Here is a 19,924-nt window from a genome sequence, read left to right on the forward strand (position 1 = left end):
GTGGTGTGGCGCAAGTAACTTGCCAGTAGGTTACGCTCCGGTAACTTTTCCCGCCAGTGCCCGGACCGCCGCCGCCCGGGAGTGTCGGTCGAGGCTGGTATGAAGAGGGCGACCGACTAGGAGAGGTTGCCGATGCCCGACGCCCCCACCCTGGACCTGCCGGCCCTGCTGCCGGAGGACTGGCGTGCCGTGCTCACCCCCCACCTCGATCCGGCCCGCACCGCGGCGCTGGCCGAGTTCGTCGCCCGGGAGTACGCGACAGCCACTGTCTTCCCGCCGCTGGAGGACCTGTTCTCCGCCTACCGGCTGTGCGGGCCGGGCGACACCCGGGTGCTGATCCTCGGGCAGGACCCGTACCACAAGGCGGGCCAGGCGCACGGGCTGAGCTTCAGCGTGCGCGAGGGGGTGGCCGTCCCGCCGTCGCTGCGCAACGTCTTCAAGGAACTGGGCGAGGACCTGGGCGTGCCGAAGCCGCGCAGCGGCAACCTCGACGGCTGGGCCGCGCAGGGCGTCCTGCTGCTCAACTCGGTGCTGACCGTCCGGCAGGCCACGCCCGGCTCGCACGCCAACAAGGGCTGGGAGGAGTTCACCGACGCCACCATCCGGGCGCTCGACGGGCTCGACCAGCGCGTGGTCTTCCTGCTCTGGGGCGGCTACGCCCGCAAGAAGGCGGCGTTGGTGACCAACCCGCGGCACGTCGTGCTGGAGGCCGGGCACCCGAGCCCGATGAACCCGCGCGGCTTCCTCGGCAGCCGCCCGTTCAGCGCGGCCAACAAGGCGCTGGCCGACGCGGGGCTGCCCACCGTCGACTGGGAGCGTTCAGCCGGCTGACCCGTCCGGCGCCTCGCCGCCGCCACCGGTGAGGCGCCGGCGGTGCTCGCCCAGCGGCTCGACCTCGATCCGTGGTCGCCGTCCGAGCGCGGCGAACAGGCGTTCCGCGGTGGTCAGGCTCGGCAGCCGGTCCCCGCGTTCGATCCGGGCGCTACGTCCAGCCAGAGCGACCGGGACGGCCAGCGTACTGTGACCGGGCGAGCGGCGAGGGCGTGCCGGAGGCGGGCGGAGCGGACGGCTAGGCTGGCTTACCGTGCTCGTACTCGTGGTGGACTCCTCGACGCCCGCGGTGACCGCGGCGCTGGCCGAGGTCTCGGCGGACGGCGTCGCGCTCCGCGCGTCCCGGTGCACGGTCGACGCCCGCGCCCACGGCGAGCTGCTCGCGCCGCAGGTCGACGCCGTGCTGGCGGACGTCGGCGCCCGGCCCGCCGACCTGGCCGCGATCGTCGCCGGCCTCGGTCCCGGCCCGTTCACCGGGCTGCGGGTCGGGCTGGTCACCGCCGCCACGATGGGTCAGGTGCTCGGCGTGCCCACGTACGGCGTCTGCTCGCTGGACGGGCTCGGCCACCCGGCGGCCGCCGGCGAGCCGGTGCTGGCCGCGAGCGACGCGCGGCGCCGGGAGATCTACTGGGCCGTCTACGACGGCGCCGGCCGGCGCGTGGCCGGGCCGGAGGTGACGGCCCCGGCGGTGGTCGCGGACCGGGCGCGCGACCTGGCGGTCACCGTCGCGGTCGGCGACGGCGCGCACCGGTACGCCGACGTGCTGGGGCTGCCGGTACGCGACGAGCCGCGCTATCCGGACCCGCTGGCGCTGGTCCGTCTCGCCGGGCCACGGATCCGCGCGGGCGCGCCCGGTGAGACGCTCACCCCGCTCTACCTGCGCCGTCCGGACGCGGTCGCGGCCACCGGCCACAAGCCGGTACTGCCGTGAGGCTGGGCCGGTTCCGCTGGTGGCACATCGACGAGGTGCTGCCCATCGAGGCCGACCTGTTCGGCGCCGAGCAGTGGTCGGCGGGGATGTTCTGGAACGAGCTGGCCAACGGGCACTACTACCTGGTCGCCACCGACGACGACGGCACCGTGCTCGGCTACGCCGGGCTGGCCGTGGCCCCGCCCGACGAGGCCTGGGTGCAGAACGTCGCGGTCCGCCGGGACGCGCACCGCCGGGGGATCGGCCGGCTGCTGCTGGAGGCACTGCTCGCCGAGGCGGCCCGGCGCGGCGTCCGCAGCACGCTGCTGGAGGTCGCCGCCGACAACGCGCCCGCGCAACGGCTCTACGCCACCTACGGCTTCGAGCCGATCGGCGTACGGCGCGGCTACTACCAACCGAGCAACACCGACGCGCTGGTCATGCAGCGCAACGAGGACTGACGCGCATGGCTGACGAACCCCTGGTCCTCGGCATCGAGACCTCCTGCGACGAGACCGGCGTGGGCATCGTGCGCGGGCACACGCTGCTCGCCGACGCGCTCGCCTCCAGCGTCGAGGAGCACGCCCGGTTCGGCGGCGTGGTGCCCGAGGTGGCCAGCCGCGCCCACCTGGAGGCCATCGTGCCGACAATGGACCGGGCGTTGCGCGAGGCCGGAGTCACCATCGCCGACATCGACGCGATCGCGGTGACCTCCGGGCCGGGACTGGCCGGCGCGCTGCTCGTCGGGGTCGCCGCCGCCAAGGGCTACGCGGTGGCGGCGGAGAAGCCGGTGTACGGGGTGAACCACCTCGCCGCGCACGTGGCGGTGGACACGCTCGAACACGGCCCGCTGCCCGAGCCCGCGATCGCGCTGCTGGTCTCCGGCGGCCACTCCTCGCTGCTGCGCGTCGACGACCTGGCCCGTGACGTCGTACCGCTCGGCGCCACCATCGACGACGCGGCCGGGGAGGCGTTCGACAAGGTGGCCCGGCTGCTCGGGCTGCCGTTCCCCGGCGGACCGTACATCGACCGCGAGGCGCGCGCCGGTGACCCGGCGGCGATCGCCTTCCCGCGCGGGCTGACCGCGGCGAAGGACCTGGCCCGGCACCGGTACGACTTCTCCTTCTCCGGCCTGAAGACGGCGGTGGCCCGCTGGGTGGAGGCGCGGCAGCGGGCCGGTGAGGCGGTGCCCGTCGCCGACGTGGCCGCGTCCTTCCAGGAGGCGGTCTGCGACGTGCTGGTCGGCAAGGCGATCGACGCCTGCCGCAGCAGCGGCATCGACACGCTGGTCATCGGCGGGGGGGTGGCGGCCAACTCCCGGCTGCGGGCGATGGCCGAGCAGCGGGCCGGCAGGCACGGCATCCGGGTGCGTACGCCCCGGCCGAAGCTCTGCACGGACAACGGCGCGATGGTGGCCGCGCTCGGCTCCCACCTGGTCGCGGCGGGTGTCGCGCCGAGCCGGCTGGACCTGCCGGCCGACTCGGCGATGCCGCTGACAGTGGTCAGCGTGTGAGCGGGGAGGGGACCGACATGATCGTCCGGATGTGGGAGGCGAAAGCCGAGTCGTACGGCTTCGCCGACCTGATCACCTGGGTCTGCGACACCGCGCTGCCCGAGTTCGAGCACGACCCGATGCACGTCTCCAGCGAGGTCTTCTCCTCCACCGACCATCGGCTGGTGGTCATCTCCAAGTGGCGGAACAACCCCCGGGAGCTGCCCGAACCGCCGGCCCGGCTGATCGCCCGCCCGCCGCACAGCTGGGACTTCACCCAGGTCGACCGCTGACGCGAGGGTCGTCGGGACGGCCGGAAACTGGTTGGCGTCCGGGGCGCCCCGGCACCTAGCGTCGGTGGGTCATGCGCTTCTCACCGGCCGGCGATCCCGGCACCCCCGACGCGCGGTCGGCCACCCGGTATCTCGTGTGGCTCGCCGGGCGGCACCCCGTCTTCTTCGGCGCGGGTCTCGCGCTCGGCGTGATCTGGATGCTGGCCCAGGCGCTGGTGCCGGCCGTGCTCGGCCGCGCCGTGGAGGCCGGCCTGGCCCAACGCGATCCGGACGCGCTGCTGCGCTGGAGTCTGGTCCTGCTCGGGCTGGGCCTGGTGCAGGCCGTCGCCGGGATCCTGCGCCACCGCTGCGCGGTGCACAACTGGCTCGGCGCCGCCTACCGCACGGTGCAGGTCACTGTGGACGCCACCAACCGGCTCGGTGCCGCGCTGCCCCGCCGGGTCGCGGCCGGTGAGGTGGTGAGCATCGGCACCGCCGACATCGAGCACATCGGCGGCGCCGTCGACATCACCGCCCGCGGCGCCGGGGCGGTGGTCGGCATCGTCACCGTCGCGGTGATCCTGCTCAGCGCCTCCCAGCCGCTCGGCCTCGTGGTGGTCCTCGGGGTGCCGCTGCTGATGGCGTTGGTCGCCCTGCTGATCCGCCCGCTGCACCGGCAGCAGGCCGCGTACCGGGACTCGACCGGCCGGCTCACCGCGCGGGCCGCGGACATCGTCTCCGGCCTGCGTGTGCTGCGCGGCGTCGGCGGCGAGCCGGTGCTCTCCGAGCGCTACCGGCAACGGTCGCAGGCGTTGCGCGCGGACGGGCTGCGGGTGGCCCGGGTCGAGTCGCTGTTGCAGGCCGCGCAGATCCTGCTGCCCGGCGTCTTCGTGGTGCTGGTGACCTGGCTGGGCGCCCGGTTCGCGCTGCGCGGCGAGATCAGCGCCGGCGAGTTGGTCTCGTTCTACGGCTACACCGCGTTCCTGGTCAGCCCGCTGCGCAACCTCACCGAGGCGGCCGACAAGCTGACCCGGGGACATGTGGCGGCCCGCCGGGTGGTCCGGTTGCTGCGGCTCGCGCCGGAGTTCACCGACCCGGCCACCCCGGTGCCGGTGCCGGCCGGGCCGGGCGAGCTGGCGGACGTACGGTCCGGGCTGGTGCTGCGACCGGGCCGGCTCACCGCGCTGGCCGCCGCCACCCCGCAGGACGCCACCGAGATCGCCGACCGCCTCGGCCGGTACGCCGACGGGGACGTCACGCTGCACGGCGTACCGCTGCGGGCGGTGGCGTTGGCGACGGTGCGGGAGCGGATCCTGGTGGCCGACAACGACGCGCAGCTGTTCAGCGGCGTGCTGCGCACGGAGCTGGACCCGCACGACCGGGCCGAGCCCGGCGTGGTGGAGGCGGCGCTGGCCGCGGCGAGCGCGACCGACATCGTCGAGGCGCTGCCCGGCGGCCTGGACGGCGAGGTCGCCGAACGCGGCCGGGAGTTCTCCGGCGGGCAGCGGCAACGGCTGCGGCTGGCCCGCGCGCTCGTCGCCGACCCGGAGACGTTGATCCTGGTCGAGCCGACCAGCGCGGTGGACGCGCACACCGAGGCGCGCATCGCCGAACGGCTCGGCGCGGCCCGCCACGGCCGCACCACGCTCGTCTGCACCACGAGCCCGCTGGTGCTCGGTCACGCCGACCACGTCGTCTTCGTGGAGGACGGCAAGGTCGTCGCCGAGGGCCGGCACGAGGACCTGCTCGCCACCGAGCCGCGCTACGCCGCCACGGTGAGCCGGGAGGAGGATCGATGAGCAACGCGCTGCCCGTCGCCGACGGCGCCCAGGTCCGCCGGTACGCGCGGGAGCTGATCCGCCGTCACCCGCGCGGCCTGGCCGCCGTGCTCGGCCTGCACGCTCTCGCCGCGGGCGCCGGACTCGTCACTCCGCGCCTGCTCGGTGACCTGGTGGAGGGGATCTCCCAGGGCATCGCCGCGACGACGGTGGACCGGGTCGTGGCGGCCATCGCCGCGTTCGTGGTGGTGCAGGCGGTGCTGGTCCGCTTCGCGCACCTGGCCTCGGCCCGGCTCGGTGAGCGGGTGCTCGCCGAGCTGCGGGAGGAGTTCGTCGACCGGGTGCTCGCGCTGCCGCTCGCCACTGTGGAGCGGGCCGGCACCGGAGACCTGCTCACCCGCACCTCGCGGGACGTCGCCGCGCTGTCCCGCACGGTCCGGTTCGCCGGGCCGGAGACGCTCATCGCGGCGCTCACCGTGCTGCTGATCCTCGGCGCGCTGGTGCTGACCGGCCCGCTGCTGGCGCTGCCCAGCCTGCTGTCGGTGCCGGTGCTGTGGGCCGGCACGCGCTGGTACCTGCGCCGCGCGCCGCAGGGCTACCTTCGGGAGAACGCCGCCTACTCGGACATCACCGACGGGATCAGCGAGACGGTCGAGGGGGCGCGGACCACCGAGGCGCTGGGTCAGGCGGCCCGCCGCCGGGCTCGCGGCGACGCGGACATCCGCCGGTCGTACGCCGCCGAGCGCTACACGCTCTACCTGCGGACCGTGTTCTGGCCGGTGGCCGAGTTCGGCTACCTGGTGCCGATGGTCGCGACCCTGCTCATCGGCGGCTGGTTCCACCTGAAGGGCTGGGCCAGCCTCGGCCAGGTCACCGCCGCCACGCTCTACGCCCAGCAGCTCACCGACCCGATCGAGCGGCTGCTCGGTTGGCTGGACGAGTTCCAGGTCGGCGGCGCGTCGCTGGCCCGGCTGCTCGGGGTGGCCGCCGAGCCGGACGAGCGCTCGCCGGCACCCGCCGCGCCGGCCCGGACCGCCGGTGCGGGCCGGCTCGCCGCGTACGACGTCCGGTACGCGTACCGCCCGGGTCACGACGTGCTGCACGGCGTGACGCTGGAGCCCCGGCCAGGGGAGCGACTGGCGATGGTCGGCCCGTCCGGTGCGGGCAAGTCGACGCTGGGCCGGCTGCTGGCGGGCGTGCACGCGCCGAGCGCCGGCACGGTGACAGTGGACGGCCGCCCGCTCGCCGGCATGTCCCTGGCCGAACTGCGTACCCATGTCGCGCTGGTCAGCCAGGAGCACCACGTGTTCATCGGCACGCTCGCCGACAACGTGGCGATGGTCCGGCCGGACGCCGATCCGGCGCGGGTACGCGCGGCGCTGGCCGCCGTCGACGCGCTGGACTGGGCGCTGGCCCTGCCGGACGGGCTGGACACGCCGGTCGGCGCGGGCGGCCACCCGCTCACCCCCGCGCAGGCGCAGCAGCTCGCGCTGGCCCGGCTGGTGCTCGCCGACCCGCACACGCTGGTGCTGGACGAGGCCACCTCGCTGATCGACCCGCGGGCGGCGCGGGCCCTGGAACGCTCGCTGTCGGCGGTGCTGCAGGGCCGCACCGTCATCGCCATCGCGCACCGGCTCTTCTCCGCGCACGACGCGGACCGCGTGGCGGTGGTCGCCGACGGCCGGATCACCGAGCTGGGATCACACGACGAACTGGTCGCGGCCGGTGGCTCGTACGCCGCGCTGTGGCGTTCCTGGCACGGCTGAAAGGCGCGACGGGCCCGGCTGAGGACACGCGACGGGCCCCGGCCGACGTGCCGGGGCCCGCTCGACGGCCGGGTCAGGAGCGGCGGGCCAGCCGCCAGGTCGCGTACCCGCCGGTGCCGAGCGCGATCAGGAACACCGCCCACACCACGCCGGTGCCGACCTGGAGCCCACCGCCGCTGCCCACGTTGGCCTGGGCGGCGGCGACGAGCGAGTCGCTCTGCGCGGGCGGCAGCGCGGCCGGGGGCAGCTGCTGCCAGCGGACCAGCCCGGTGCTCTCCAGCATGGTCATGTGGTCGTTGACGAACGTGTTGGCGTCCTCGGCCAGCTTGCGCACGATCGGGTCGCGGGTGCTGGCCCGGACCGCGCCGATCACCGGGAAGATCTTGCCGTGGGCGACCCGCAGCCGGGTGACGAAGATCTGGTCGAACCGGCTGCCGGTGGCGTTCTGCATCTCGGTCAGCCACCCCTTCTGCTCGGTCGTCGGATCGGTCGGCAGGGTGGCGCCGAGCTTGTTGGCCGCCTCGACCACCAGTCGGTCCAGCTCCGCGTGCTGCTTGGCGATCTCCGCGCCTACCTCGCGTACCCGGGCGGACTGGCCCTTCTCAGCCGCCATCTGCCCGGCCGGCATCTCCCACAACCCGGCCAGCCGTACGCCGTTGAGCAGCGTCATGTCGGCGGCGTTCATCTGCACGCCGGGGTTGGGCGCGGCCTGCGCCGTCCCGGGAACGACGCCGAGCCCCGCGCCCAGCGCGGCGAGCAGCAGTACCACCCGGTGCGCCAGCTTGCGGCGTGCGGATTCCAGCGATGCCATGGTTGCGGTGCCTCCTCGGTCCGGACCGGTACGCGGGGTGCCGTGGACGGCCGCGCAAGCCGGCGCCCGTCCGCACACTGGTACGGATCGGTGGGCCGATCAGTTCAGCGGGTCGGCGAGGAGTCGTTCGAACGCCAGCTCGGCGGCGCCGATCAGCGCCGCGTCGTCACCGAGCTTCGGGGTACGCAGCCGCACGTGTTCCAGGCACGCGGGCAGCCCGTTGGAGTTGAGCCGGCTGCGTACCTGCGCGGCGGAGGCCAGGTAGAGGTCGCGCATGGTGCCGCCGAAGATCACCATCTCCGGGTTGAAGATGTTCACCAGGTTCGCCACGCCGAAGCCGAGCCAGTCGCCGGCCTGCCGTACCGCGGTCTGGGCCCGGGCGTCGCCGCGGTCGGCGGCGTCGAAGAGGGCGAGCAGGGCGTCCCGGCCGCGCGCCTCGGACCTTCCGGCGGCGCGCAGCAGCCCGTGCTCGCCGATCTCGGTCTCCCAGCAGCCGCGCCGGCCGCAGTCGCAGCGCGCCCCGCCGCGGACCACCACCATGTGGCCGACCTCGCCGCCGTAGCCGCCGTGCCCCCGCAGCCGCCGGCCGCCGGCGATGATGCCCGCCCCCACGCCGACGTCGCCGTAGATGTAGATGACGTTGTCGCAGCCGACCGCCGCGCCGCGGGCGTGCTCGGCGTACGCGGCCACGTCGGCCACGTTGCCCACCGTGATCGGTACGTCTATCCCCAGCTCGACGGCGAGCGCCGCGCCGATCGGCTCGTCCACCCAGCCGGTGGTCGGGCTGAGCCGGACCAGCCCGTCCTCCCGGCGGACCATGCCGCACACCGCCACCCCGGCGCCCACGCAGACCGCGTCCGGCGGCACCGACTGGTGCATCTCCTTGACCGCGCCGGCGAGCAGCGGGGCGGCCTCCCCGGCGACCAGGCTGCGCGGCCGGTCCATCTCCCGGCGGTCGAGCACCTCACCGCCGAGCCCGACCCGGGCGGCCCGCAGCCGGTCCACCTCGACGCTGTACGCGTACGCGTAGACCCGCTCCGATTCGGGCCGGACGACGAGTGACGGTCGTCCGGCCCGGCCGGTCTCCTTCGGCGTCCCCTCGCTGACCAGACCGGCGCCGGCCAGGTCCGCGGTCAGCGCGCCGATGGTGCTGCGGTTGAGCCCCAGCGCGGTGGTCAGCTCCGCCCGGCTGGTGGCGCCGTGCACGTGCACGTAGCGGAGCAATGCGCCCAGGTTCTGCCGCCGGATCTCGTCCTGACTGGGACCTGCGCGCATTGCCACTGCCATTGTTTTCCGTACCCGGGTCAGCGGTTGCCGGTGGCGGCGGCCCGCCGACGCGACAGCGCGTCGATGGTCGCCGCGGCGAGCAGCACCACGCCGGTGACCACGTACTTGACGCCCGAGCTGTATCCCATCAGTCCCATACCGTTGTCGATGACCGCGACCACCGCGCCTCCGAGCACGGCGTCGAGGACCCGGCCCTTGCCGCCGAAGAGGCTGGTGCCGCCGATCACCGCCGCGCCGACGGCGTAGAGCAGTACGTTACTGCCCCCGGTGTTGGGGTCGACCGAGTTGCCCCTGCTGGCGGCCACGATGCCGCCGATGGCCGCCATCGAGGAGCAGATGACGAAGACGGAGATGCGAATCCGGTCGACGTTGATGCCGGCCCGGCGGGCCGCCTCGGCGTTGCCGCCGACCGCGTAGATGTGCCGCCCGTAGCTGGTGCGCTGGAGCACGAACGTCCAGACGATCAGCAGCACCGCGATGATCGGCACCACGATCGGCACGCCCTTGAGCGAGGTGATCAGTACGTTGCGGCTGCGCTCCAGGTTGAGCACGTAGACCGCGACGCCGAGGACCACGGCCAGGCCGCCGATCCGGGCGGCGACCACTGTGATCGGGTCGGTGAGCAGGCCACGGGAGGCCCGGTTGCGGTGCCGCAGCAACTGCACGGCCGCGTACCCGGCGACGGCCACCGCGGCCAGCGCCCAGCCCAGCGCCGGGGTGAGGTTGCGGTTGGCGATCGCGACGAGCACGTCGTCCCGGATCGCGATGTTGGCGCCCTCGTCCATCAGCGTGAGCACGACGCCCTGGAAGGCGAGGAACCCGGCGAGCGTGACCACGAAGGAGGGGATGCCGACCTTGGCGACCAGCAGGCCCAGCACGGTGCCGATGACCAGGCCGGTGCCGATCGCGGCGGCCACCGCCACGTACCAGGGGTAGCCGAGCACGGTGACCACGTTGGCCAGGATCGCGGCGCAGACGCCGCTGGCGAAGCCGGCGGAGAGGTCGATCTCGCCGAGCAGCAGCACGAAGACCAGGCCCATCGCGATGAGCGTGACAGCCGCGCCCTGGGTGAACAGGTTCGCCAGGTTGCCGGCGGTGAAGAACGACGGGCGGGCGATCGAGAAGCCGACCGCGAGCGCCACCAGCATGACCACGGCGGGCAGCGCGCCGATGTCGCCGCCGCGTACCCGGCGCCAGTAGTTGTTCACGTGGCTGCTCATGGTCGGTGTCGGCGCGACGCCGGCCGGGCCTTCCTTCTTCACGACGGTGGCGGTCATCGGACTGCTCCTGGAGTGGTGTCGGCGGGCGCGGCGCCGTTGCCGCCCGGCTCGCCGGCGAGGCCGATGCTGCCGGAGCGGCCGGCGGTGATCAGCTCGACCACCTGCGAGTGGGTGATGTCGGTGGTCTTCACCTGGGCGACCATCTGGCCGAGGTAGAGCGCGGCGATCCGGTCGGAGACGGCGAAGACGTCGTTCATGTTGTGCGAGATGAGCACCACTGCCAGGCCGTTGTCGGCCAGCCGGCGGACCAGCTCCAGCACCTGGGCGGTCTGCGCGACGCCGAGCGCGGCGGTCGGCTCGTCCAGGATGACCAGCCGGCTGTTCCAGAGCACGGCCTTGGCGATGGCGACGGTCTGCCGCTGGCCGCCGGAGAGGCTGGCCACGTGCTGGCGCAGCGACTTCACGGTACGCACGCTCAGGCCGGCGAGCGTCTCGGCGGCCATCTGCTCCATGGTCGGCTCGTCGAGCACGATGCCGCTGCGCTTCTCCCGGCCGAGGAACATGTTCTGCACGATGTCGAGGTTGTCGCAGAGCGCGAGGTCCTGGTAGACGACCTCGATGCCGAGCGCGGCGGCGTCGCGAGGGCTGTTGATGGTCACCGGCCTGCCGTCGAAGAGGAACTCGCCGGAGTCGGTGGGATGGATGCCGCTGATGCACTTGACCAGGGTCGACTTGCCGGCGCCGTTGTCGCCGACGAGCGCGGTCACCTCGCCGGGATGCGCGGCGAAGGCCACGTCGCGCAGCACCTGGACGGGACCGAAGCTCTTGTCGATCCCGCGTAGCTCCAGCAGGGGGGTTGCGGACACGGGGTTCTCCTTTGGGCGGAGGGAGGTCTCGGATCCCGTCCGGCGCGGGCGCCGCCCGGCACGGAGTTCTCCCGTGCCGGGCGGCGCCGCCTGAGGCGGGTGGGTCAGCTCACGCCGGCGTCGGTGCAGAGCTTGGTGAAGGCACCGGTGCAGAGCTCTTCCTTGGTGATGTAGCCGTCGGCCACCACGTCCTTGACGGACTCCTTGAAGATGGCCTTGGGCTCCAGCAGCACGGCCGGCACGTCCCGGTTGCCCTCCGGGTCCTTAACCGTCTGGCCGGTGTCCTTCTTCTCACCCTTGGCGAGCGCGATGGCCAGCTCGGCGGCGGCGTCCGCCTCCTTCTTGACCGCCTTGTAGACGGTCATGCACTGGTCACCGGCGAGGATGTTCTGCAGGCCCTCCTTGGTGGCGTCCTGACCGGTCACCGGGACCTTGCCGTTCAGCTTGTTCTTCTTCAGCACCGAGATGGCCGCGTTGCCCAGGCCGTCGTTGGCGGCCAGCACGCCGTCGATCTTGCCGCCGGCCTTGGTCATCTGCTGCTCGAAGATCGTGGCGGCCTGCGCGTTGTCCCAGGCGGGTACCGGGTCGTCGGCGACCTTGGTGTACTCCTTCGAGTCGAACTTCGGCTTGAGCACCGAGTCGTACCCGTTCTTGAACAGGGTGGCGTTGTTGTCGGTCGGCGAGCCGTTGAGGTACGAGATCGACGGGTTCTTGACGCCCTTGTCGGTCAGGCACTTGCTCAGGCCCTCGCCCTGGAGCTTGCCGACCGCCTCGTTGTCGAAGCTGACGTAGTACTGGGCGGAACCGCCCAGGGTCAGCCGGTCGTAGTCGATGGTCGCGACGCCCTGCGACTTGGCCTTGTCGAGCACGGCCTTGCCGGTGCCGGAGTCCAGGTTGACGATCATCAGGACGTTGACGCCGCTGGTGATCATCTGGTCGGCGATGGTCTGGAACGCGGTCTTGTCGTTCTGCGCGTTCTGGATGTCGGACTCGACGCCGGCCGCGTCGAACGCCGCCTTGAGGTACTTGCGGTCCGCGCCCTCCCAACGGGCGGAGGACTTGCTGTCCGGCAGGATCACGCCGATCTTCGGCTTCTTGGCGTTGGAGCCGCCGGCCTCGTCGGACGAACCGCCGTTGTCACCACAGGCGGCCATGGTGCCGGTCGCGAGAAGACCGACGGCCGCGAAGGTGAGGAAGCCCTTGCGCATGTGCAGGGTCCTTTCGGAGGTGGGGGAGTGGTGATGTTTTGTTGTGTCCGGCAACGTATTCCCCGCTCTCCATGCATCGCAAGACTGTCGAGGTCAGAAGTTTGTTGGCGGCGGTAACAATTCCGCAACGTCGGCGACACGCCCGCCCTGTGGGGGCGGCTCCTCGCGGATTCCGGCGCCGCGTGACGGGTGGCGTGGCGGGCGGGGGCGCGGCGCCAGGGTCGGGCCGGAGCGCCACATTCCGTGACAGTCTCTTGACGCGCTGCGAAAGTTCCACGAAGATCCCGTTATACATCGACAGGCGTTCACGTTCTCCTCCGTATGGGAGCGCTGTCGACGCGGCTCACGGGGGTGTCTTCATGCGTGTCGAATCCTGCTCCGCACATGACAGGTCGCGCCGGTGAGCGCCGCCGAGCTCCTCGCCACCATGTCGATCTGCCTGGTCTCGGCGGTCCTCGTCTGCTCCGGCCTCGGCAAGCTGGCCGCGCCCAGGCACGCCCGCCAGCTCTTCATGGCGCTCCTGCCGGTGCGCCGCGGCACGGCCCTCTCGCTGGTGCGGGCGGTCGCGGTCGTCGAGGCCGTCGTCGGTGCGGCCCTGCTCGTGCCGGCCGGCCGCCCGGCCGCCGCCGCGGCGACCGCCGGCCTGGGGGCCGGCTTCGCGGCGGCCGGTCTCGCGGGTCGACAGCGCGGGACGACGTTGCCCTGCGGATGCTTCGGTCGGCCCGAGGGTCGTCCGCTGGGTGTGCGGAACGTCCTGATCGGGCTCGCGCTCGTGGGCTTCGGCGCCGCGCTCCTGCTCACCTCGCCGGCGGCCCTCCCGGCCGACCGGATGGCCGTCGTGGCCGCGAGTCTCGTCGCGGGCATGGCCCTGCTGTTGTGGCGCGGCATGGTCGTCGACCTGGTCCGGCCCCGGACGCGCCCGGCCGGCGCGGAGCTGTCTAAGGAGATCGCTGGATGAGTTACCTCTTCGGGTTCGGGTTGCTGGTGGTCGCGGGCGCCGTGGTGGTGCTCTTCGCGATGCTGGGCGAGCTGTACGCGCGCTCCGGCGGCATGGAGGGCGCGGGCGCGCCCGGCGGCGGCAGCGGCACCGTCCGGTTGCTCGACGGAGCCCGCGTCGGGTCGCAGCCGGAGCGCTGGCCCGCCGGTCTGGCGGAGGTCGCCACGGCGGACCTGCGGGTGGTGCTGGTGTTCAGCACCTCCTGCAACAGCTGCGAGAAGGCGGCCGGCGAGGTCGGCGACCTGGCCGACACGCGTGACTTCGCGGTCCTGATCTCGACGATCGACCAGGAGCGCGGCGAGGACTTCATGAGCCGACACGAATTGGCGGGACTTCCGCACCACATCGACGTGGGCGGTGAATGGGTGGCGGAAGAGCTGGGCGTGATGACCAGCCCGTCGGCGCTGGTCTTCCGGCACGGGCGCCTGGTTTCGGCATTGTTGTTCACCGATATGGCGGCGCTCAGCGCCGCCGTCTTCCCGGTCAAGGAGGCTGTGGGGAATGAATGAGGAAAAAATGACGGCGACAGGCCGTCGCGGGGGTAGCCGGCGAGGCTTCCTCGCGAAGATCGGCGTCGCCGGCCTGGTGGCGTCGGGAGCGGTCTTCGCCCGCTCGACGCCGGCGATGGCTGGCAACTACCAGTGCTGCAACCTCGTCTACGTCCCACCGAACATCTCGTACTCGACGTGCAGCTCGGCCAAGTACAAGTACATCTGGTACTGCTCGGTCAACGCCTACCTGCACTGCAACTGCTGCGAGAAGAAGACCAGCTCGGGCAGCATCACCGGATCCGCCGCCCACTGCCAGTACAACTGAGCCCGCCGATGGTCGTCTGGCTCGTCGTCGGCATCGCGGGAGCGGTGCTGCAGATTCTCAGTCCTTGAGGCCTCTCCATGGCTGGGGTCGCCAGCCCAATGTTGAGGCGGAACGTATCTGAAGGACTTCGATTCCTGGCGGGCCTCGCGGTCGGCGGACTCGTCGCCGGAATGGTGCTCGCCGTTCCGGTCTACCTGATCGGATCGGCGGTCGGGGAACTGGTCCCCGAGACATGGCGGGTCGTGGCCCTCGTCGCGCTCGCGGTGCTGTTCGGCGTCCTGGATCTGCTCGACCGGACGCCGCACATCTGGCGACAGGTGCCGCAGCGACTGGTCCGGAGCCTGCCGGCCGGCACGCTCGGGGTGGTCTGGGGGATCGACCTGGGTCTGCTCTTCACCACGCAGAAGACCACGTCGCTGATCTGGTTGGCCACGGCGGGCGTCGTGCTTGTCGCACCCGGATCCGCGCCGTTGGTGCTGGTTGTCACGGCCCTCACCGTGACCCTCCTGGTCACTCTCTGGAGCCTGACCAGGAAGGCCGCCGAGATCGAGGAAAGGAGTGACCGGCTATGGGTGAGTCGGGTTCGACGGGTCTCCGGAGCGGCGATGCTGCTGCTGGCGGCAGCCCTCGCCGTGACAGTCGTTTCCCCGTGACCCCCACTCTGGAACCCGACACGACCCAGGGTCAGGTGGTGATCACCAGGTTCCACTGCGGTGATCTGGTGCGCGTGCTGGTCGTCCTGCTGCTGCATCTGCGGGTGAAGCGGGACGTCCGTCGCCATGCCGAGGGCTTCCTCGGCATCAGGCTGCTCGTGCGGTGGCGGGAGCGGACGGTGTGGAGCATCTCGCTCTGGCGGGATCTCGACAGCGTCTACTCGATGGGCGGGGTGTCCAGGCACGTCGCCGCGTCGAGGGTGCCCGCGAAGCTCGGCGTCACCACCAGTTGCGACATCTTCTGCCACGTCGGTGAGTGGACCCGGGTCATGTTCGGCGGCGGCAGGTGTCCGTCCCGGCCCGGCGGACGCTCCGGAGATTGATGTCCGAACACATCTGAACAACAGGTTCTGCTAATCGGGAGGAGTCCCAGAATGCCTTTGCCAACCGACCGCGGCGTCGTGGTCATCGACGTCGAGGACGACGGTACGCGCACCGTGCGCATCTGTGCGGAGGTCGTCAACGGCGCACCCGTCGACGTCTTCGCGGAACACCACGGCGCCGTGCACGTCCGCGTGCACAACGACGTCCCGATGTTCACCCAGGGGCGGCGTAGCGTCTCCAAGCGGATCGCCGAGGTCTACGACGACAACGGCACGATCAACGTCGGCCGGGTCCGCGGCGCAGCCTGATCCGTCAATCGGCGCGGGGGACGGGCCGGTCGTGCCGGAGGCCGGTCCTCCGCGCGTTTCCGTTCTCGGTGTTCCCCGTCCCGCCGACGGGCGGACAGCGGGGCGGCCCGCGCACCCGACAGCGGGGCGGCCTGCGCGTCCGTCACCGGGTGGACAGCGGAGCGACCTGCGCGTCCGTCAACGCCAACAGGTCGGTCGGGGCCAGCTCGACCTGGAGCCCGCGCCGGCCCGCCGAGACGTAGACGGTGGGATGGGCGAGCGCCGACGAGTCCAGCACCGTGGGCAGCCGCCGGCGCTGGCCGAGCGGGCTGATCCCGCCGCGCACGTAGCCGGTGGCCCGCTCGGCCACCGCCCGGTCGGCCATGGCCGACCGCTTACCGCCGACGGCCGCGGCGAGGGCCTTGAGGTCCAGTTCGCCGGTGACCGGCACGACCGCCACGGTCAGCGCGCCGTCGACCTCGGCGACCAGCGATTTGAACACCCGCTCCGGCGGCACTCCCAGCGCCGCCGCGACCAGCGCGCCGTAGTTCGGCGCGTCCGGGGAGACGTCGTACGGATGGGTGCTGTGCGCGATCCTCCGCTTCACCAGCAGCGCCGTCGCCGGAGTGCCCTGTCCCGCCATGACCGTCACGCTAACCGGGCGCGGCGCGGGTGGGCGAGTCGGAAACACCCGCGCCCCGAGGCGCGGGACGGCCGGCGCGTCGGGTGCGGGCAGGGCCGCACCACCTCGTCGGACGGCAGCCCGGCCGGTCGGCGCCTGCCCGACGGTCCGGTCGGTGCCTGCCCGACGGGCCTATCGGCGCCTACCCGACGGGCCGGCAGACCAGCACCGTCGGCGCGCCGGCCACCCGGGTCAGCACCAGGCTGGCCCCCGCGTCGCCGGCCAGCCGCAGGTCGCGGCGCAGCTTCTCCGGCTCCAGCGCCGACCCGCGCTTGAGGATCTCCACCCGGCCGACCCGGCGCTCACGCAGCAGGGCACGCAGTCGCTTCAGCGAGAACTGCAGCACGTCGGTGATCTCCAGGCAGCGGCCGAACGGGGTGGTGCGGGCCTCGTCGGCGTACAGGTAGGCGATCGACGGGTCGGCCAGCGTGGCGTCGAGGGTGGTGGCCAGTTCGGCGACCAGGTGCGCGCGTACGACTGCCGGGTCCGGGTCGTACAGGAACCGCCGGACCGGTCCCACCGCCGCCTCGGCCGCTCCGGTGCCGGTGAGGTGATAGGAGGGGACCCTTTTACTACCGGAGGCGTTAACAAGGGGCCCTTCCTTCTGGCGCAGCAGTGTGGCGCGGCGGGGGACCTCGGCCAGTTCGCCGCACCAGAGCGCGGCCTCGACCAGGTCGCCGTCCACGCTCACCCACTCCGCCTCGGCGCCGGCCGGGATCAGCGCGTGGTCCAGCCCGGGCGCCACCTTCACCACGGTGCGCGGCACGCGTGCGGCCAGGGCGGTGACGAAGTCCCACGGCGGCGAGTAGGCGTTCGGGTCGAAGACGCGCCGCCCGGTGCCGGCCCGCCGCCGCGCCGGATCGCAGAACACCGCGTCCACCCCGGTCACGTCGAACGCCGTGGCGTCGCCGCACTCCACCGTCACCAGATCCGCGAGCCCGGCCGCCTCGGCGTTCACGGCGGCCATCGCGGCGGTCACCGGGTCGGCCTCCACCGCGTACACCCGGATGCCGGCGCGGCCGGCGGCGAGCGCGTCGGCCCCCAGACCGCATCCCAGGTCCGCGAGCGTGGTCACGCCCGCGGCGCGCAGCCGTGCGGCCCGCCGGTCGGCGACGGCGCGACGGGTGGCCTGCTCCAGCCCCGCCCGGGTGAGGAACATCCCGGCCGCCGCGGCGCCGAACTTGCCTGCTGCCCGGCGGCGCAGCTCCGCCTGGGTGAGCGCGGCGGCGGCGAGGTCCCCGGGCATCCCGGCCGAGCGCAGCGCGGCCGCCGCCGCCAGCGGGTCGCCGCCGGCCACCCGCCCGGCCGCGGCGAGCGCCGCCGACCCCTCGGGGGTACGCAGCGCGGCGAGCTGGTCGAGGTCCACGCGCCCATTCTCCCGGCCCGGTTCGCGGGCGACACGGAGGGCGACGTGCTGGCACTCTCCTTGACGGAGTGCTAGCCGAGGAATAACCTGCGATTAGCACTCTCACCCTGAGGGTGCCAACGCCCGAGCCTCGTGCCCGGGGGTTGAGCGCCAGGCGGACCGGCACCCGCGACGACGGCCCCGCCCGGTGGCATGTAGCAGATTGACGCTGGTCGGCGTGCCGACCGGCAACGACACCAAGTACCCGGGAGGGTATGCCCGTGACTACTGCGACCAAGGTTGCGATCAAGCCGCTCGAGGACCGCATCGTGGTCCAGGCGAACGAGGCCGAGACCACCACCGCCTCGGGCATCGTGATCCCCGACACCGCGAAGGAGAAGCCGCAGGAGGGCACCGTCCTCGCTGTCGGCCCGGGCCGGATCGACGACAAGGGCAACCGCGTGCCGATCGACGTGAAGGTCGGCGACACCGTCCTCTACTCGAAGTACGGCGGCACCGAGGTCAAGTACGCCGGCGAGGAGTACCTGGTGCTCTCCGCCCGCGACGTCCTCGCGGTCATCGAGAAGTAAGCAACCGATCAGTGTCGTTGCCCCGGTCCGGCTCGCCGGGCCGGGGCAACGTCGCTTCGAAGGGATACTGATGGCGAAGATCCTCAGCTTCTCGGACGACGCCCGGCACCTGCTCGAGCACGGTGTCAACGCCCTCGCAGACGTGGTCAAGGTCACCCTCGGCCCGCGCGGGCGCAACGTCGTCCTGGACAAGAAGTTCGGTGCGCCCACGATCACCAACGACGGCGTGACCATCGCCAAGGAGATCGAGCTCACCAACCCGTACGAGAACCTCGGCGCGCAGCTGGTCAAGGAGGTGGCGACCAAGACCAACGACGTCGCCGGCGACGGGACCACCACCGCGACCGTGCTGGCCCAGGCCATGGTCCGCGAGGGCCTGCGCAACGTGACCGCCGGCACCAACCCGACCGGCCTGAAGCGGGGCATCGACGCGGCGGCCGCCAAGGTCTCCGAGGCGCTGCTCGGCAAGGCCGTCGAGGTCTCCGGCAAGGAGTCGATCGCGCACGTCGCCACCGTCTCCGCGCAGGACGCCGCCATCGGTGAGCTGATCGCCGAGGCGATGGAGAAGGTCGGCCGCGACGGCGTCATCACCGTCGAGGAGGGCTCCGCGCTCACCACCGAGCTGGAGGTGACCGAGGGTCTCCAGTTCGACAAGGGCTTCATCTCGCCGAACTTCGTCACCGACCTGGAGGCGCAGGAGGCGGTCCTGGAGGACCCGTACATCCTGATCACCACGCAGAAGATCTCGGCGATCGAGGAGCTGCTGCCGCTGCTGGAGAAGGTCCTCCAGAACAACAAGCCGCTGCTCATCGTCGCCGAGGACGTCGAGGGCCAGGCCCTGTCGACGCTCGTGGTCAACGCGCTGCGCAAGACCGTCAAGGTCTGCGCGGTCAAGGCCCCCGGCTTCGGCGACCGCCGCAAGGCGATGCTCCAGGACATGGCGATCCTGACCGGCGCCGAGCTGGTCGCCCCGGAGCTGGGCTACAAGCTCGACCAGGTCGGCCTGGAGGTGCTCGGCAGCGCCCGGCGCGTCGTGGTCGACAAGGAGAACACCACTGTGGTCGACGGTGGCGGGCAGGCCGCCGAGGTCGCCGACCGGGTCGCCCAGATCCGCAAGGAGATCGAGGCCTCCGACTCCGAGTGGGACCGGGAGAAGCTGGCCGAGCGGCTGGCGAAGCTCTCCGGCGGCATCGCCGTGATCAAGGTCGGCGCGGCCACCGAGGTCGAGATGAAGGAGCGCAAGCACCGCATCGAGGACGCGATCGCCGCGACCAAGGCCGCGGTCGAGGAGGGCACGGTTCCGGGTGGCGGCGCCGCCCTGGCCCAGATCCTGCCGGTGCTCGACGACGACCTGGGCTTCACCGGCGAGGAGAAGGTCGGCGTCTCGATCGTGCGCAAGGCGCTCGTCGAGCCGCTGCGCTGGATCGCGCAGAACGCCGGCCACGACGGCTATGTCGTGGTGCAGAAGGTCATCGCCCAGGAGTGGGGCCACGGCCTCGACGCCGCCACCGGTGAGTACGTCGACCTGGCCAAGGCCGGCATCATCGACCCGGTGAAGGTGACCCGCAACGCGGTCAGCAACGCCGCCTCGATCGCCGGCCTGCTGCTCACCACCGAGAGCCTGGTCGTGGAGAAGCCGGCCGAGCCGGAGCCGGCCGCCGGTGGGCACGGCCACTCGCACGGTCACGGCCACCAGCACGGCCCGGGCTTCTGACCCGAGTACGGCCCG

22 protein-coding genes are annotated in these 19,924 nt (G+C 72.6%); 15 read left to right on the plus strand and 7 right to left on the minus strand.

Annotation, left to right across the window (positions count from 1 at the left end):
- Positions 1 to 132 precede the first annotated feature (132 nt).
- The 7 genes from ung to ACFYON_RS07020 all read left to right on the plus strand — a co-directional run bounded on the left by ung (position 133) and on the right by ACFYON_RS07020 (position 7,049).
- On the plus strand, positions 133 to 831 hold the full coding sequence (gene ung, locus ACFYON_RS06990) for a uracil-DNA glycosylase (RefSeq protein WP_354870545.1): 699 nt from the start codon (positions 133 to 135) through the stop codon (positions 829 to 831).
- A gap of 253 nt (positions 832 to 1,084) precedes the next feature.
- Positions 1,085 to 1,762 carry a tRNA (adenosine(37)-N6)-threonylcarbamoyltransferase complex dimerization subunit type 1 TsaB gene (gene tsaB / locus ACFYON_RS06995; protein WP_354870548.1) on the plus strand — a complete coding sequence of 226 codons (678 nt, stop codon included), beginning with the start codon at positions 1,085 to 1,087 and terminating at the stop codon, positions 1,760 to 1,762.
- Positions 1,759 to 2,202 (plus strand): ribosomal protein S18-alanine N-acetyltransferase, encoded by a 444-nt coding sequence (gene rimI, locus ACFYON_RS07000; protein ID WP_354870551.1) that lies wholly within the window; start codon positions 1,759 to 1,761, stop codon positions 2,200 to 2,202. Before tsaB ends, rimI begins: the two co-directional genes overlap by 4 nt.
- Before the next feature lie 5 nt (positions 2,203 to 2,207).
- Positions 2,208 to 3,254 (plus strand): tRNA (adenosine(37)-N6)-threonylcarbamoyltransferase complex transferase subunit TsaD, encoded by a 1,047-nt coding sequence (gene tsaD / locus ACFYON_RS07005; protein WP_354870554.1) that lies wholly within the window; start codon positions 2,208 to 2,210, stop codon positions 3,252 to 3,254.
- A 17-nt stretch (positions 3,255 to 3,271) separates the two neighbouring features.
- Positions 3,272 to 3,526, plus strand: coding sequence for a hypothetical protein (locus tag ACFYON_RS07010; RefSeq protein ID WP_354870557.1), 255 nt, complete (start codon positions 3,272 to 3,274; stop codon positions 3,524 to 3,526).
- A gap of 71 nt (positions 3,527 to 3,597) precedes the next feature.
- Positions 3,598 to 5,304, plus strand: a complete 1,707-nt coding sequence (locus tag ACFYON_RS07015) for an ABC transporter ATP-binding protein (RefSeq protein ID WP_354870560.1) — start codon at positions 3,598 to 3,600, stop codon at positions 5,302 to 5,304.
- A complete protein-coding gene (locus ACFYON_RS07020; protein ID WP_354870563.1) occupies positions 5,301 to 7,049 on the plus strand; it encodes an ABC transporter ATP-binding protein in 1,749 nt (582 codons plus the stop codon). Before ACFYON_RS07015 ends, ACFYON_RS07020 begins: the two co-directional genes overlap by 4 nt.
- A 73-nt stretch (positions 7,050 to 7,122) precedes the next feature.
- Here the strand turns inward: ACFYON_RS07020 and ACFYON_RS07025 are convergent, their stop codons facing one another.
- The 5 genes from ACFYON_RS07025 to ACFYON_RS07045 form a co-directional block, all read right to left on the minus strand.
- Positions 7,123 to 7,860: a DUF4142 domain-containing protein gene (locus tag ACFYON_RS07025; RefSeq protein ID WP_354870566.1), complete on the minus strand. Its 738-nt coding sequence runs from the start codon at positions 7,858 to 7,860 to the stop codon at positions 7,123 to 7,125.
- 99 nt (positions 7,861 to 7,959) lie between these two features.
- Complete coding sequence (locus tag ACFYON_RS07030) at positions 7,960 to 9,135, minus strand: ROK family protein (RefSeq protein ID WP_354870569.1); 1,176 nt, start codon at positions 9,133 to 9,135, stop codon at positions 7,960 to 7,962.
- A 29-nt stretch (positions 9,136 to 9,164) separates the two neighbouring features.
- On the minus strand, positions 9,165 to 10,424 hold the full coding sequence (locus ACFYON_RS07035; RefSeq protein WP_354870572.1) for an ABC transporter permease: 1,260 nt from the start codon (positions 10,422 to 10,424) through the stop codon (positions 9,165 to 9,167).
- Positions 10,421 to 11,233, minus strand: a complete 813-nt coding sequence (locus ACFYON_RS07040) for an ATP-binding cassette domain-containing protein (RefSeq protein WP_354870575.1) — start codon at positions 11,231 to 11,233, stop codon at positions 10,421 to 10,423. The genes ACFYON_RS07035 and ACFYON_RS07040 overlap by 4 nt, the downstream gene beginning before the upstream one ends.
- Positions 11,234 to 11,337: 104 nt before the next feature.
- A complete protein-coding gene (locus tag ACFYON_RS07045) occupies positions 11,338 to 12,441 on the minus strand; it encodes a sugar ABC transporter substrate-binding protein (protein ID WP_387320629.1) in 1,104 nt (367 codons plus the stop codon).
- A gap of 400 nt (positions 12,442 to 12,841) precedes the next feature.
- On the opposite strand from ACFYON_RS07045, the gene ACFYON_RS07050 reads away from it, so the two are divergent.
- The 6 genes from ACFYON_RS07050 to ACFYON_RS07075 all read left to right on the plus strand — a co-directional run bounded on the left by ACFYON_RS07050 (position 12,842) and on the right by ACFYON_RS07075 (position 15,599).
- Positions 12,842 to 13,399 (plus strand): MauE/DoxX family redox-associated membrane protein, encoded by a 558-nt coding sequence (locus tag ACFYON_RS07050; protein WP_387320631.1) that lies wholly within the window; start codon positions 12,842 to 12,844, stop codon positions 13,397 to 13,399.
- Positions 13,396 to 13,947, plus strand: coding sequence for a hypothetical protein (locus ACFYON_RS07055; protein ID WP_387320633.1), 552 nt, complete (start codon positions 13,396 to 13,398; stop codon positions 13,945 to 13,947). Before ACFYON_RS07050 ends, ACFYON_RS07055 begins: the two co-directional genes overlap by 4 nt.
- 7 nt (positions 13,948 to 13,954) lie before the next feature.
- Entirely contained in the window at positions 13,955 to 14,254 is a 300-nt protein-coding gene (locus ACFYON_RS07060) for a hypothetical protein (protein WP_387188772.1), read from the plus strand.
- A gap of 77 nt (positions 14,255 to 14,331) precedes the next feature.
- Positions 14,332 to 14,907, plus strand: coding sequence for a hypothetical protein (locus ACFYON_RS07065; RefSeq protein WP_387188771.1), 576 nt, complete (start codon positions 14,332 to 14,334; stop codon positions 14,905 to 14,907).
- The gene (locus ACFYON_RS07070; RefSeq protein WP_262013044.1) at positions 14,904 to 15,290 is read left to right on the plus strand and encodes a hypothetical protein; all 387 of its coding nucleotides are present in this window, start codon (positions 14,904 to 14,906) and stop codon (positions 15,288 to 15,290) included. The genes ACFYON_RS07065 and ACFYON_RS07070 overlap by 4 nt, the downstream gene beginning before the upstream one ends.
- Positions 15,291 to 15,341: 51 nt before the next feature.
- Entirely contained in the window at positions 15,342 to 15,599 is a 258-nt protein-coding gene (locus ACFYON_RS07075) for a hypothetical protein (protein ID WP_387188769.1), read from the plus strand.
- A gap of 142 nt (positions 15,600 to 15,741) precedes the next feature.
- Here ACFYON_RS07075 and ybaK read toward each other — a convergent pair whose 3' ends face one another.
- The gene (gene ybaK / locus ACFYON_RS07080; protein WP_387188768.1) at positions 15,742 to 16,221 is read right to left on the minus strand and encodes a Cys-tRNA(Pro) deacylase; all 480 of its coding nucleotides are present in this window, start codon (positions 16,219 to 16,221) and stop codon (positions 15,742 to 15,744) included.
- 181 nt (positions 16,222 to 16,402) lie between these two features.
- Complete coding sequence (locus tag ACFYON_RS07085; protein WP_387188767.1) at positions 16,403 to 17,626, minus strand: methyltransferase domain-containing protein; 1,224 nt, start codon at positions 17,624 to 17,626, stop codon at positions 16,403 to 16,405.
- Between the two features lie 254 nt (positions 17,627 to 17,880).
- On the opposite strand from ACFYON_RS07085, the gene groES reads away from it, so the two are divergent.
- Together groES and groL are read left to right on the plus strand one after the other, a co-directional pair.
- A complete protein-coding gene (groES, locus tag ACFYON_RS07090) occupies positions 17,881 to 18,195 on the plus strand; it encodes a co-chaperone GroES (protein ID WP_018222648.1) in 315 nt (104 codons plus the stop codon).
- A 70-nt stretch (positions 18,196 to 18,265) separates the two neighbouring features.
- Positions 18,266 to 19,909: a chaperonin GroEL gene (groL, locus tag ACFYON_RS07095; RefSeq protein WP_354870598.1), complete on the plus strand. Its 1,644-nt coding sequence runs from the start codon at positions 18,266 to 18,268 to the stop codon at positions 19,907 to 19,909.
- Positions 19,910 to 19,924: the final 15 nt, after the last annotated feature.

The sequence above is a fragment of the Micromonospora sp. NPDC005686 genome, assembly GCF_042871665.1.
In the GTDB taxonomy this organism is placed as follows: Bacteria; Actinomycetota; Actinomycetes; order Mycobacteriales; family Micromonosporaceae; genus Micromonospora.